Raw genomic sequence first — 13,093 nt, 5'->3', positions numbered from 1 at the left:
AAACTCAAAAAATACATACATGCTCAAGATTTTCAAAGTTACAGCAATTTTAGAAGGAATTTCGTATTTAGTATTATTTGCTAACATGCTGATTATTAAAACCAACAATCCAGAACTTTATCATACTTTATTACGTCCGTTAGGAATGGCGCACGGAGTTTTGTTTATTGGATACATTATATTGGCATTTTTGCTTAGAAAACCGCAAAACTGGGATTTAAAAACTTTCGGAATCATTTTGATTGCTTCCCTTGTTCCGTTTGGAACGTTTTATATTGAGAAAAAATATTTAGAGACTAATGCATAAGCTTTTGTATAAAATATTTAACTTTTTATATCCGATTTTTAGGGATTGGGGAATGAGCCGCAACTTTGCGTCTTACACCAGTCTTGTTTTTAATATTGCCATTATGGTGGCACTGGCGTATGTTATCTATTACATTGCCAAATTTCTTTTAGTTACCGTTACAGCTGTTTTTGCACAGCGTACCAAAACTAAATTTGACGATTATTTAATTCAGAATAAAACCACTCGTTATACTGCTTATTTAATTCCGTTTTTCTTTATTTATAAAGCAGTTCCCATAATTTTAGATAAATACGAATACTGGGAATTGATTTTCGGAAAAATTGTTGGTGTTTATATCGTTTTGTTAGGTTTATGGATCGTTCGTACTATTTTTAATTCTTTACGCGATTATCTAAAACAAAAGCCGGAATACAGCGATAAACCTATCGATAGTTTTGTTCAGGTAATTATGATTATTCTTTGGATTTTTGGCGTTGCCATTATCATTTCAAAATTATTTGGAATTAAACAAGGCGAACTATTAACCATTTTAGGAACACTTTCTGCTATTATTATCTTGATTTTCAGGGATACTATTTTAGGATTTGTTTCCAGTGTTCAGGTTGCGATAAACGATATGGTTCGTATTGGAGACTGGATTACGATGGACAAATTTGGTGCCGATGGCGATGTTATCGAAATTAACTTAACGACTGTAAAAGTTCGAAATTTTGATAATACCATTACCACAATTCCAACTTATGCTTTGAGTTCAGATTCGTTTCAGAACTGGCGTGGCATGCAAAAATCAGATGGGCGCCGTATAAAAAGACATATTTTGATTAAGAGCAGCAGTATTCGATTTCTGAATAATGATGATCTGAATCACATGAAAAACGTACAGCTTATAAGTAATTATATAGACAGCAGGCAAGCAGAAATTGAAAAATACAATGATCTTCGTGGTATTGATAAAAGTCTGGCGCTCAACGGCAGAAACATGACCAATCTGGGTTTGTTTAGAAAATACATTATACAATATCTTCTGGATCATCCGGGTTTGAATAAAAATATGCACATTATGTGCCGTCAGCTGCAATCTACAGCGCATGGAGTTCCGTTAGAGATTTATGTTTTTTCGAGCGATAAACGCTGGGCGAATTACGAATATATTATGGCCGATATTTTTGATCACGTTATGGCTTCTGTAATTTATTTCGACCTTGAAATATTTGAATTGCCATCGCAGATTGGGCCATTGAGTTAGGTTTTTTGTTTCAGGTTTCAAGTTTCAGGTTTCAGGTTTCAAGTTTCAGGTTTCAAGTTTCAGGTTTCAAGTTTCAAGTTTCAAGTTTCAGGTTTCAAGTTTGAAATGAGCTTATCTTTCGACTTCGCTCAGGATGACAATCGTTTTGTCAGGCTGAGCGAAGTCGAAGCCCCGCACAGTGAAACCTGAAACCTGAAACCTGAAACCTGAAACCTGAAACCTGAAACCTGAAACCTGAAACCTGAAACCTGAAACTTGAAACCTGAAACCTGAAACCTGAAACCTGAAACCTGAAACCTGAAACCTGAAACAAAAAAACTACTCCTTAACTTCTTCGAATATAAAATCTGAGTTGTTGTATTCTATAGGAACTTCTGGCACAAAGCACGGAAGATTAAAAATAGTTCCTATAACTCCTTTTCCTAAATAGAGATTATTATCTTTTTTTAATAACGCTAATGGTATTCTTTTCCAGCTGCCACCGTTAGAGATATAATGATAATCTCCTCTCAAAGTATCACCTCTTAGATCTCCCCTAACGTCTCCGGAATCTTTTCCTATTCTGTGATACAATATTTCATAACGTCCGTAAAAACGTTTATCATTTATGTTTAAAGCTAAAATGGCAGTATCTTTTCCGTTTACGGCGCGATAAAAAACGGGTTTATAAACTTTTTTATCTTCTTTAGAATTATTAGAATTACAAGAAACAACTAATACAAATATCAAAAGAATCGGAAGAAGAAATTTTAAATTCATAAATGAGACAGGTTTTAAATTTGGATCTTTAGTAACGATTGAAAATCTAATTGTGTATAAATTTTGAATTAATTAAAACAAAAATAAACTTTTAGTGTTTTATTTTTCCTTAAATTTAAATAAAAACCCATGGAAGATAGAGACACTTTTTTAAAAGAATTCAGAGGCGAGACTTTAGGAACTGTTAGTGCTCAATCTTCTCCCGATGAGCTATTTCAAAATCAGACAATTAGGCCAATTTTAAAACTCCAAAACGATCTGTTTATTGCAGTATTTGTTAATTATGTAAATAAAAGCAAAGCCGATTTTTATTCGTACACGGTTGAAAAGAAAATGCAGACCATCGAAAATTCTATCCAGAAAGATATAAAATTCAGAAATTCATTAAAGGGAATGGTCATTGCACTTTTTACTATCGAAGAATACGATACATATATTCAGAATTCTTCCAGCTTAAACAAAAGAATGATGAATTTATTAATTGAACGATTGAAAAGTCAGATTCAATTGTTTGAATTGGAATCAAATTCTAAGTAATGAAATATACTTTTAGTATAAATAAATACAACCAAAGTATTGTCATTTCGAGAAACGAGAAATCTTCGCAAGAAACTCCGTAAAGTTTGATTTAGATTGTCTCGAGCAACTTGTGGGGATTTCTCGTTCCTCGAAATGACAAATTGCTAGAATCCTCCAAATTACACTTCAAAAAAAGATAAATAAAAAGGGGTTTGATAATTAATTTTATCAAACCCCTTTTTATTTTATCATCTTAAAGTCTACTCTTTAGACAACATCAACTCCTTAATATATTTTACAGGAGCGCTGCCAAAACTTAAGAACTTTTCATGAAACTTTTTCAAATCAAAGTCCTTACTTTCTTTCTTTTTAAGTTCTTCTCTTAAATTATAGATTTCAGTATAACCTGTAAAATAAGAACACAATTGAACTTGAGATAAAGTTACGCGTTTCCATTTTCCGTCAGCTTCTGCTTGTTGTTGAAATGCTTCTTTTGTAAGCAAATCCAACGCTGCTTCTTTAGACATATTTTTAGTATGCACGCTGATATCTAAAATCGTGTTGCAAGTCGTTCTTAAATTCCATTTGTAATACATCAACCACATTTCGTCAGAATTTTTATAACCGCTTTCCAACATCATTTTTTCAGCATAAACAGCCCATCCTTCTACCATTGCACCATTTCCTAAAATAGATTTAATAATACTTGGCGATTGGTTGCTGTACACCAATTGTGTATAATGTCCAGGAATTGCTTCGTGAATGTTTAAGATCTGAAGAATATAATCGTTGTATTCACGTAAATAACTTTCTGAGTTTTCTGCTGTCCATCCAGCCATACTTCCAACGTTATAATACGTGTTTGCATTTTTATCGTAAGGTCCTGGCGCAGAAATAGAAGCTCCTGCAACTCCTGCCATATAAGCAGGTTCTTTACGAACTACAAGCGGTTTAGACGGATCGATGTACAATAAGTCTTTTGCTTTTACATACGCTGTCAATTCCGGAATTTGTTTTTCAATTTCAGATTGAAACTTTTCCGGCGTAGTATGCTGTAACGAAATTTTATCAATAACTTGTTTGATCAATTCTAATTTATCAGCTGGTTTCGGCTCAGTTCCTTTGTATTTTGTCCAAAGTTTATCAGCAAGAACAAACATTTTGTCGTGTAAGTCTTTTTTGTGATCTACTGCAATTTTGTAGATTTCATCTGCCGTATAACCAGACTGAATATCAAAATTGAATTTTTTAGCGTACAAAGCACTTCCTAATCTAAAAGAACGAGGTGTTTTGTTTGGTAAATTTTTAAGCCAGTCTGCATAAGCTGTAATTGCTTTTACTGCAGTTGTAGCTTTTTCAGTTATTTCTTTTTTCTCTGCATCAGTTAATTTACTTTTTTCTAATGCAGTAGTTAAATCACCCTGAAAAACTGTAGATCCGCCTAAGTTTTGAGCAATTGCAAGATCTGTATGTTCTACAGTTGGATTTTTGATATTCTTTTTTGCAGCTTCATAATAAGCAGTAATACCGTTCATTTTGGTATTAAAAGCGCGTAAACGAACTTCTAAGCTGTCGTAATTTCCATTTAAAATTTCGGCGAAAGCACCACAAACATTATATTCTGCAGGATTCCATTCTCCAGATTTTAATTCTTTAATACTGAAAATAGTACTTTCCAGTTGGTTTTTTATCATCTGAAAATCAGTTTTATTCTTATCTGATAATTCATCGATATTGTATTGTTTCAAAGAATCCAATTGCGCATTTACAAAATCAAGTTGTATTTTATCTGCAGCAGCATCTGGAATTACTAAGACATCATCAAATTTATGATAACCTGCACCAGAAGCCCAGCCTGGGTTAACTTTCCATAAAGCAGTCACGAAACCATCTTTATATTGTTCAAATTTTTTGTCTAAAGATTCCGGAGTTTTAGTGCTTTTATTGCAGGAAAACAGCAATGTGGCAGTACAAATGGAAATAAACAGTTTTTTCATATTTGTTATGGTATTTAGGGTATTATGATTATCAGGTAAATTTAATACTTTATTAAATCTAGCAAAGCGCTCTCGAAGCGATTTTTAGGCAAAAACTGATCTTCTAACGCTTTTGTAAACGGAATTGGAGAATCTAAACTTGCTACTCTTTTTACCGGAGCATCCAAATGTTCAAAACATTCTTCCATAATCAATGCCGAAATATCGCTGGCAATGCCGCCAAACAAAGTATCTTCTTGATAAATAATAGCTTTTCCGGTTTTTCTAACGGATGCAAAAATAGTTTCGGTATCAAGAGGCTGCAATGTTCTCAAATCTATTAAGTCAGCATCAATTTCAGGATTATTGCCCAAAGTTTCCAAAGCCCAATGCACAGCCGCTCCAAAAGCAATAATTGTTATTGCGTTTCCTTCTTTTAATAAAGCTGCTTTTCCTAAAGGAATTGTATAATAATCTGCAGGAACATCTTGATAAACGCTGCGATACAATTGTTTGTGCTCAAAAAATAAAACCGGATTAGGGTCATTAATCGAAGTATTTAATAATCCTTTTGCATCGTAAGGAAATGCAGGATAAACTACTTTTAAACCCGGAGTTTTAGTAAACCATGCTTCATTGGTCTGTGAGTGAAAAGGCCCTGCCTGCGTACCGCCGCCACAAGGCATACGAACAACAACATCGGCTTTTTCGCTCCAGCGATAATGAGATTTTGCCAATAAATTTACAATCGGGTTAAAACCTGTAGATACAAAATCTGCAAATTGCATTTCTACAATTGCTTTATAACCGTTTATAGATAATCCCATTCCGGCAGAAACAACCGCACTTTCGCAGATTGGTGTATTGCGTACACGCTCTTTTCCGAACAAGTTTACAAAGCCGTCTGTAATTTTAAAAGCACCGCCGTATTCGGCAATATCCTGTCCCATAATTACAAGGTTCTGATGACGCTCCATAGATTGTTTCAGACCATCACTAATAGCATCAATAAAACGAATATTTTTAACTTCTTCGCTTGGGTTAACTTCTTCATGTTCAAATGGTTTATACACATCGTCTAATTCTCCGCTATAAGTAGGAACAATTTCAGGCTCCGCATTTGCAATGAGTAAATTATCGTCGATTTCCTGTTTAATCTGCTCTCTTAATTCGGCATCGTGATCTTCGCTTAGAATTCCTTCATTAAGCAAAAACATTCTGTAATTATCAACAGGATCTTTAATAATCCATTCTTTCATTAATTCTTCCGGAACATATTTTGTACCGCTGGCTTCTTCGTGGCCACGCATTCTAAAAGTCTTAAATTCTAGCAAAACCGGATGCGGATTTTCCTTCATCTGCTGTTTTAGCTGCACAATTTTATTATAAACTTCAAGAATGTTATTTCCATCCAAAATATAGCTTTCTATACCGTAACCAATTCCTTTATCGGCTAAATTTTCGCATAAATATTGTTCATTAGTTGGGGTAGAAAGTCCGTAACCATTATTTTCTATAATAAACATTACAGGTAACTGCCAAACCGCCGCTATATTTAATGCTTCGTGAAAATCTCCTTCGCTCGTTGCGCCTTCTCCGGTAAAAACTGCTGTAACTTTTCTGTTATTTTTCAGTTTATCAGCCAAAGCAATTCCGTCTGCAATCCCTAATTGCGGACCCAGATGCGAAATCATTCCGATAATATTATATTTTTGAGTTCCAAAATGAAAACTTCGGTCTCTTCCTTTTGTAAAACCGCTTGCTTTTCCCTGCCATTGCGAAAACAATCGGTGCAACGGAATTTGTCTGGTTGTAAAAACACCCAGATTTCTATGCATTGGCAAGATGTATTCAAATTCATCTAAAGCTGCTGTAACCCCTACAGAAATAGCCTCCTGCCCGATTCCGGAGAACCATTTAGAAACTTTTCCCTGTCGAATCAAAATAAGCATTTTCTCTTCGATCAGGCGGGGTTTTAGAATTTTCTTGTATAAATCCAGTAATTTATCATCGGTCAGGTTTTGTCTGTAAAAGATCATTAGGTTGTTTTTTATTGTTTTCAAATATATAAAAATATAACAATTTTAACATTAATTGTTATAAAAATAAAATCAGAATGTTTTTTGGTTTTAACTCAATAAATGTAAATAAAAATATATGTGCAAACCAATTTGAATTCAAAATTTCGGCGAAGATATAAGAGATTTCTTATTTATTTATAAAATTTCTAATAAAATATTTTGAGCCTCTAAAATAGCGTTTTTTAATAATTTTTTGAGATTTAAATCAGACACAAAAATAGAATTTGCAGTTTATTGTATAAATCACGTAAGATTAATCAATTTTATAATAACTTTTAAAATTCAAATATAAAATATTCTCTACCTTTGTTATCCAAAGGTTTTTATGAAACCTTTTTTCTTTAATAAAAAATGTAAAGTATGCAAAACATTCCTAGTGTAGACTTACGTGATTTCCTTTCGGACAACCCGGAACGTAAACAAAAATTTGTAAATGAAATCGGCAGTGCATTTGAAAACATTGGCTTCGTAGCCCTAAAAGGTCACTTTCTTGACGACCAATTGGTAGACGAACTTTATAGCGAAATTCGAAAATTTTTCGCTTTGCCAGTAGAAACCAAGCATAATTATGAAATTCCCGGAATTGGCGGTCAAAGAGGTTATGTTTCTTTTGGAAAAGAACATGCTAAAGGACGCAAAGAAGGCGATTTGAAAGAGTTTTGGCATTTTGGTCAGTATGTTGACAAAGATTCAAAATATGCTTCGGAATATCCAGACAATGTTGAAGTTAAAGAATTACCAAGATTTAATGCTGTAGGTAAAGAAGCGTATCAAAAACTAGAAAAAACTGGTGTTTACGTTTTAAGAGCTTTGGCTTTGCATTTAGGTTTAGATGAGTTTTATTTTGATAATTATGCAAAAGAAGGAAACTCTATTTTAAGACCAATTCATTACCCGCCAATTACTTCTGAGCCAGAAAACGCAATTCGTGCAGCTGCTCACGGTGATATCAATTTGATTACTCTTTTGATGGGTGCTCAAGGTAAAGGACTTCAGGTGCAAAACCATGACGGAGAATGGATTGACGCTATTGCACAAGATGACGAATTGGTGATTAATGTTGGTGATATGTTGTCTAGACATACCAATAACAAATTAAAATCAACGATTCATCAGGTAGTAAATCCTCCAAGAGAATTATGGGGAACTTCTCGTTATTCTATTCCGTTTTTTATGCATCCTGTAAGTGATATGCGTTTAGATTGTTTAGAAAACTGTATTGATGCTGAGAATCCTAAGAAATTCGAAGACATTACTGCGGGAGATTATCTATACGAACGCTTGGTAGATTTAGGGTTAATTAAAAAATAAACTTTTAAGTTTCAATTCTTATAAATTCCAAATTCCAAAAACTATTTAAATTTGGGATTTGGAATTTAATTTTTAAAATTTAAAGTATTGGAATTTATTTTAGAATAAAATTTTATGGATTTACAAGATCAACTAAAAAACTTATTTCCCGATCATGTCGAATCAAACGAGCCAGAAGAAGTTCAGGAACAAGAACATATACTTTATGTTCAAAAAGAACCTATGATCTGCAAATTTGAAAAACGAAAAGGGAAAGCAACCACAATAATCGAAGGCTACGAAGGATCTGACGAAGATTTTAAAATCCTGGCCAAAGAAATTAAAACAAAACTGAGTGTTGGCGGTACCTTCAAAGATGATTCTATTATCATACAAGGAGATTATCGCGACAAAATAATGGCAATCTTAAAAGAAAAAGGCTTTAAAACAAAACGAGTTGGAGGGTGAGAAAGTTTCATGTTTCAAGTTTAAAGTTTCAAGTTCTCTATAGCAACTTGAAACCTGAAACCCGAAACAAAAAACTCAGAACCTTAGTAACTTAGCACCTTAAAAAAAATGATCCAATCATCAGAATTAATACTTAACCCAGACGGAAGTGTATACCACTTAAACCTTCGTCCAGAACATATTGCGCACGATATTATATTTGTCGGCGATCAGAATCGAGTAGAAAAAATTACGCAGTTTTTTGATTCTATAGAATATTCAACTCAAAAAAGAGAGTTTAAAACACAAACCGGAATTTATAAAGGAAAACGAATTTCTGTAATTTCTACAGGAATTGGCCCTGATAATATTGATATTGTTTTAAACGAATTAGATGCTTTAGTCAATATTGATCTAAAAACCCGCGAACCAAAAGAAACCCTGACTTCTTTAAATATTATTAGAATTGGAACTTCGGGATCTTTGCAGGCAGATATTCCGGTTGACAGTTTTGTAATGTCTAAATTTGGTTTAGGATTAGACAATATGCTCCGCTCCTATTTGATTGACGAAGTTTCGCATCCTGCAATCGAAGACGCTTTTATCGCGCATACCAATTGGGATATTAGAAAAGGAAGACCTTATGCAATTGCGTGTTCAGAAAAATTAGAAAAAATTATAGAATCGGATAAAATATTTAAAGGAATTACAGCAACTGCTGGTGGTTTTTATGGCCCGCAGGGACGCGTTTTAAGGTTGAATATTCAGGATGAAGAATTAAATAATAAAATGGATATTTTTAATTTTAATGACAATAGAATTACTAACTTAGAAATGGAAACAGCAGCTATTTATGGGCTTTCTGCGCTTCTTGGACACAACGCTTTATCGCTGAATGCGATCATTGCAAATCGTGCATCCGGAACTTTTAGTGAAGACCCGTACAAAGCTGTAGATGAATTGATTGGTTATACATTAAATAAATTAGCTGAGAAGTAATTAGTCAGCTTAGAGCATTAGTATGTTAGTCAATTTGATAATTTTTTAAAATTTAATATTATGTTTTTACGAGTGGCGCGACATACTAATAATTTAGAAAAAATTGAAGCTTTCTATATCGATGTTCTTAGATTTGAACTTCTGGGTAATTTTCAAAACCATAATAAGTATAATGGTATTTTTATTGGGAAGTCTAATTTAGACTGGCATTTTGAATTTACCGAATCCGACATAAAAGCGAATCATATTTTTGATGAAGATGATGTTATTGTGCTTTATCCAAAAACTATTTTAGAATATAATGAATTAATAAATAATGTTTTGCATCACAATATTTCAATAATAACTGCGCAAAATCCTTTTTGGAACGAAAATGGAAAAATGTTTCAGGATCCTGATGGTTATCGAATTGTAATATCGCCGTTGAAAGCAGAAATAAATGAGATTGAATAATGAGTGACACACATAAAAAAATATTATTTAGATATTATAGTGATTTACTAGAAGATACGGTTGTAGAAACCATGTGGGCAGAAATTATTGATTTGGAAAAAGGACTTTTTAAATTGGATAATATTCCGTTTTTTGGGCCTTTGATTGCTACCGAAGATATCTTTTTTGCTGAATATGATGAAGCTGAAGAAAAATTGGTTTACAGAAAAACAATTGAAAGCTTTGGAAATTCGATTCTTCAGGTTGTAATTTTAGAAAAAGGTTTTGATAAGGAAATAATCAGAGAAGAATTAAAAGCAATTAATTGTGAATCAGAAGGTTTAAATGAAACTTTATTTGCTGTTGAAGTATTAAACAGCGTTGATTATTCGCATGTAAAAACCATTTTGAGCCAATATGAAGCTCAGGAAATTATTGAATTTGCAGAGCCTTGTCTTTCTGAGAAACACAGGGCGGATTTATTGAAAAATTAACTTAACTTAGATATATCAAACTAGATTACGCATACCAAACTTAACTTAAACTTAAACTATAATGAAAACTGTAAAAATTGTAGGTGTTCCCGAACACTTCAATTTGCCATGGCATCTATGCATTGAAAATGGCGAATTTGAAGCTGAAAACATTGATTTGCAATGGAAAAATATTCCTGAAGGTACAGGTAAAATGTGTCAGATGCTTCGTGATGGAGAAGCTGATATTGCTGTTATCCTTACAGAAGGAATTGTAAAAGATATTGCAGCCGGAAATCCGAGTAAAATTGTTCAGATTTATGTGCAGTCTCCTTTAATCTGGGGAATTCACGTGGCTGAAAAATCAGATTTTCACACCGTAAAAGACCTTAAAAATAAAAAAGTTGCGATCTCGAGATTAGGTTCTGGTTCTCAGTTAATGGCGTATGTAAATGCCAGCGAGCAAGGCTGGGAAACAGACGATTTAGAATTTGAAATTATAAATACAATCGACGGTGCTGTAGAAGCCTTAACAAAAGGAACTGCTGATTATTTTATGTGGGAACGTTTTATGACAAAACCACTTGTAGATCAAGGTATTTTTAGACGTGTTGGCGACTGCCCTACTCCCTGGCCTTCTTTTGTAATTGCTGTTCGCGATGAATTCCTTAAAAAAAATCCGAAAGTAATTGAAAAAATCCTTGAAATCATCAACGGAACAACGCATGATTTTGCTCAGATTCCTAATATTGATAAAACTTTAGCAGAATTATTCAACCAAAAAAGAGAAGATATTAAAGACTGGTTAAAGCTTACACAGTGGTCTCAGAAAAATCTTACTGAAAAAGCCTTTGCAAAACTTCAAAATCAATTATTCGATCTGGGAATTATCGATAAAAAAAGTACTTTTGTAGAAACGGTAAAAGCGCTGTAAAAACTGCTTTTTGATTCTTATGATGAAATTCCCTAAAATTGACTTTCCGCAATTAAAATCCAAACTACAGGTAAAATCGCCTTGGGACAGGATCATTATTATGCTGTTGAGTCTTTTAATTACAATTCCGATTTTCATCATACTGCATCAAAACCTAATCGATTTAGAGTGGGCTTTCAATTTAGACCGCGTTATTATATTTATTTTAGTTTTTGCTGCTGTTTTTTTTCTTTTAATGTTACTGCGTACGATCATCATTTTATGTATCGCGTTGTATTTATTGGTTTTATTTTACGGAAGTGTAATCGGCAATTATGGTTTCAGCGAAATTTCTGAAGACTATAACTCGATGATTTACACCATGTCAGACAATCCTTTTCCGCAGGATATTGTTGTGGCAAAACTGCTTCCGTTTCCAAATAAATCAAAGATTATAAGCGCTATAGAGTACCAGAATCCAAAAGTTAGAAATTTTGCTATTATGGCAACAACCAAAAACTTTAAAGGAATAAAAGGATATTCAAACTACAGAACAATAATTCAGTGTTTTGCAGTATTTAAAGAAATTAACGGCCGCTGGAATTATGTTAATGATCCAAAAGATGGCGATTATATTGCCACAGCCAGCGAATCTTTAGAATATTTTTCTGGCGATTGCGACGATCATTCTATTTTAATGGCCGCAGCAGTTCGTTCTATTGGCGGTACACCGCGTCTTATTCATACAAAAGGACATATTTATCCGGAAATTTTAATAGGTTCTACTGCAGACCTTGAAAAAGTAAATTACCTGATTAAAAATGTCCTATTTCAAAAAGAAAGTTACGGTAAAAAAATCCACTACCACATAGACGAGCGCGGACAAGTCTGGATGAATCTTGATTATACTGCCAAATACCCCGGCGGTCCTTTTCTCTATGAAGAAATCTTAGGAGCTTTGACGCTTAATTAGGTTTTTTGTTTCAGGTTTGTAGTTTGAGGTTTCAAGTTTCAGGTTTCAGGTTTCAGGTTTCAGGTTTCAACCACTTATGACTAAGGACTAATAACTAACAACTCATAACTCTTAATTCATAACTTTTTTCCTAAATATTTTCTTAATAATAAGTGAATAAATATTTGATACGTAATAATTTAGTATTTCTTTTTTTTGTAACTTTTCCTGTTTAACTTTTAATCATATATAATCATGGGAAAATCTAAATTATTTATTTTCGGAGTTACCTTATTGACAATAGTAATGATTTCATGTCATAAGGGGAGAAATAAACTTGTTAATTCGTGGAAAATTACCGCAGTTGAAGCCAAAATGCCACTTTCTGATTCTGCTAAAAGTGAAATTTTAAAAAACGGAACTTTGACGTTTACATCAGACGGACATGTAACAGGCTTTTTACTTCATGAAATAACAGATGGAACTTATATTTTGAGCAATGGTGGAAAAAATTTAATAATAAAAGACGAAGTTGGCACGCCTTATCCGTGTGAAAGCACAATAACAAGCGACAAACTAATTTTGGACATCAAAGAAATGAAGTTAACATTGGACAAAATATAAACTTACAATTTATTAAGCATTCATAACCAGATAATATCAATAAAACCATTCTCTACTCCCTGTAAAGAATGG

The 13,093-nt window shown here is 33.2% G+C and carries 14 protein-coding genes; 11 read left to right on the top strand and 3 right to left on the bottom strand.

The window, feature by feature from the left end; all coding sequences use genetic code 11:
• Positions 1-19: 19 nt before the first annotated feature.
• Together EV144_RS00680 and EV144_RS00675 are read left to right on the top strand one after the other, a co-directional pair.
• Entirely contained in the window at positions 20-307 is a 288-nt protein-coding gene (locus EV144_RS00680) for a DUF3817 domain-containing protein (RefSeq protein ID WP_134145177.1), read from the top strand.
• Entirely contained in the window at positions 300-1,556 is a 1,257-nt protein-coding gene (locus tag EV144_RS00675) for a mechanosensitive ion channel family protein (RefSeq protein WP_134145176.1), read from the top strand. The genes EV144_RS00680 and EV144_RS00675 overlap by 8 nt, the downstream gene beginning before the upstream one ends.
• Before the next feature lie 318 nt (positions 1,557-1,874).
• On the opposite strand, the gene EV144_RS00670 is transcribed toward EV144_RS00675, so the two are convergent.
• Positions 1,875-2,315, bottom strand: coding sequence for a hypothetical protein (locus EV144_RS00670; protein ID WP_134145174.1), 441 nt, complete (start codon positions 2,313-2,315; stop codon positions 1,875-1,877).
• A 129-nt stretch (positions 2,316-2,444) separates the two neighbouring features.
• On the opposite strand from EV144_RS00670, the gene EV144_RS00665 reads away from it, so the two are divergent.
• Positions 2,445-2,852 (top strand): glyoxalase, encoded by a 408-nt coding sequence (locus EV144_RS00665; RefSeq protein ID WP_134145172.1) that lies wholly within the window; start codon positions 2,445-2,447, stop codon positions 2,850-2,852.
• A gap of 242 nt (positions 2,853-3,094) precedes the next feature.
• Here the strand turns inward: EV144_RS00665 and EV144_RS00660 are convergent, their stop codons facing one another.
• Both EV144_RS00660 and EV144_RS00655 read right to left on the bottom strand, forming a co-directional pair.
• On the bottom strand, positions 3,095-4,831 hold the full coding sequence (locus EV144_RS00660; RefSeq protein WP_134145170.1) for a DUF885 domain-containing protein: 1,737 nt from the start codon (positions 4,829-4,831) through the stop codon (positions 3,095-3,097).
• Positions 4,832-4,872: 41 nt separating this feature from the next.
• On the bottom strand, positions 4,873-6,849 hold the full coding sequence (locus EV144_RS00655) for a thiamine pyrophosphate-dependent enzyme (RefSeq protein ID WP_134145168.1): 1,977 nt from the start codon (positions 6,847-6,849) through the stop codon (positions 4,873-4,875).
• 402 nt (positions 6,850-7,251) lie between these two features.
• Here EV144_RS00655 and EV144_RS00650 point away from each other — a divergent pair, with 402 nt between their 5' ends.
• The 8 genes from EV144_RS00650 to EV144_RS00615 all read left to right on the top strand — a co-directional run bounded on the left by EV144_RS00650 (position 7,252) and on the right by EV144_RS00615 (position 13,021).
• The gene (locus tag EV144_RS00650; RefSeq protein WP_134145166.1) at positions 7,252-8,202 is read left to right on the top strand and encodes an isopenicillin N synthase family dioxygenase; all 951 of its coding nucleotides are present in this window, start codon (positions 7,252-7,254) and stop codon (positions 8,200-8,202) included.
• Positions 8,203-8,316: 114 nt separating this feature from the next.
• Complete coding sequence (locus tag EV144_RS00645) at positions 8,317-8,649, top strand: translation initiation factor (RefSeq protein WP_007809227.1); 333 nt, start codon at positions 8,317-8,319, stop codon at positions 8,647-8,649.
• 108 nt (positions 8,650-8,757) lie between these two features.
• On the top strand, positions 8,758-9,627 hold the full coding sequence (locus EV144_RS00640) for a nucleoside phosphorylase (protein ID WP_134145164.1): 870 nt from the start codon (positions 8,758-8,760) through the stop codon (positions 9,625-9,627).
• A 60-nt stretch (positions 9,628-9,687) separates the two neighbouring features.
• A complete protein-coding gene (locus EV144_RS00635; RefSeq protein WP_134145162.1) occupies positions 9,688-10,080 on the top strand; it encodes a VOC family protein in 393 nt (130 codons plus the stop codon).
• Positions 10,080-10,553 (top strand): DUF4265 domain-containing protein, encoded by a 474-nt coding sequence (locus tag EV144_RS00630; RefSeq protein ID WP_134145160.1) that lies wholly within the window; start codon positions 10,080-10,082, stop codon positions 10,551-10,553. The genes EV144_RS00635 and EV144_RS00630 overlap by 1 nt, the downstream gene beginning before the upstream one ends.
• 61 nt (positions 10,554-10,614) lie before the next feature.
• Entirely contained in the window at positions 10,615-11,466 is an 852-nt protein-coding gene (locus EV144_RS00625; RefSeq protein WP_134145158.1) for a substrate-binding domain-containing protein, read from the top strand.
• 19 nt (positions 11,467-11,485) lie between these two features.
• Entirely contained in the window at positions 11,486-12,418 is a 933-nt protein-coding gene (locus tag EV144_RS00620) for a transglutaminase (protein WP_134145156.1), read from the top strand.
• Between the two features lie 234 nt (positions 12,419-12,652).
• Positions 12,653-13,021, top strand: coding sequence for a hypothetical protein (locus EV144_RS00615; RefSeq protein ID WP_134145155.1), 369 nt, complete (start codon positions 12,653-12,655; stop codon positions 13,019-13,021).
• Positions 13,022-13,093 lie beyond the last annotated feature (72 nt).

Source organism: Flavobacterium sp. 270 (assembly GCF_004368785.1).
GTDB lineage: Bacteria > Bacteroidota > Bacteroidia > Flavobacteriales > Flavobacteriaceae > Flavobacterium.
Note: the sequence above shows the minus strand (reverse complement) of the source record. Positions and strands in the feature narration are given on the sequence as shown.

What these genes read in the sequence shown, in the direction of transcription:
- EV144_RS00630 (WP_134145160.1), top strand. Translation starts at nt 10,080, where the DNA reads ATGAGTGACACACATAAAAAAATATTATTTAGATATTATAGTGATTTA.
- EV144_RS00670 (WP_134145174.1), bottom strand. Translation starts at nt 2,315, where the DNA reads ATGAATTTAAAATTTCTTCTTCCGATTCTTTTGATATTTGTATTAGTT.
- EV144_RS00645 (WP_007809227.1), top strand. Translation starts at nt 8,317, where the DNA reads ATGGATTTACAAGATCAACTAAAAAACTTATTTCCCGATCATGTCGAA.
- EV144_RS00635 (WP_134145162.1), top strand. Translation starts at nt 9,688, where the DNA reads ATGTTTTTACGAGTGGCGCGACATACTAATAATTTAGAAAAAATTGAA.
- EV144_RS00620 (WP_134145156.1), top strand. Translation starts at nt 11,486, where the DNA reads ATGATGAAATTCCCTAAAATTGACTTTCCGCAATTAAAATCCAAACTA.
- EV144_RS00615 (WP_134145155.1), top strand. Translation starts at nt 12,653, where the DNA reads ATGGGAAAATCTAAATTATTTATTTTCGGAGTTACCTTATTGACAATA.
- EV144_RS00640 (WP_134145164.1), top strand. Translation starts at nt 8,758, where the DNA reads ATGATCCAATCATCAGAATTAATACTTAACCCAGACGGAAGTGTATAC.
- EV144_RS00655 (WP_134145168.1), bottom strand. Translation starts at nt 6,849, where the DNA reads ATGATCTTTTACAGACAAAACCTGACCGATGATAAATTACTGGATTTA.
- EV144_RS00675 (WP_134145176.1), top strand. Translation starts at nt 300, where the DNA reads ATGCATAAGCTTTTGTATAAAATATTTAACTTTTTATATCCGATTTTT.
- EV144_RS00660 (WP_134145170.1), bottom strand. Translation starts at nt 4,831, where the DNA reads ATGAAAAAACTGTTTATTTCCATTTGTACTGCCACATTGCTGTTTTCC.
- EV144_RS00650 (WP_134145166.1), top strand. Translation starts at nt 7,252, where the DNA reads ATGCAAAACATTCCTAGTGTAGACTTACGTGATTTCCTTTCGGACAAC.
- EV144_RS00680 (WP_134145177.1), top strand. Translation starts at nt 20, where the DNA reads ATGCTCAAGATTTTCAAAGTTACAGCAATTTTAGAAGGAATTTCGTAT.
- EV144_RS00665 (WP_134145172.1), top strand. Translation starts at nt 2,445, where the DNA reads ATGGAAGATAGAGACACTTTTTTAAAAGAATTCAGAGGCGAGACTTTA.
- EV144_RS00625 (WP_134145158.1), top strand. Translation starts at nt 10,615, where the DNA reads ATGAAAACTGTAAAAATTGTAGGTGTTCCCGAACACTTCAATTTGCCA.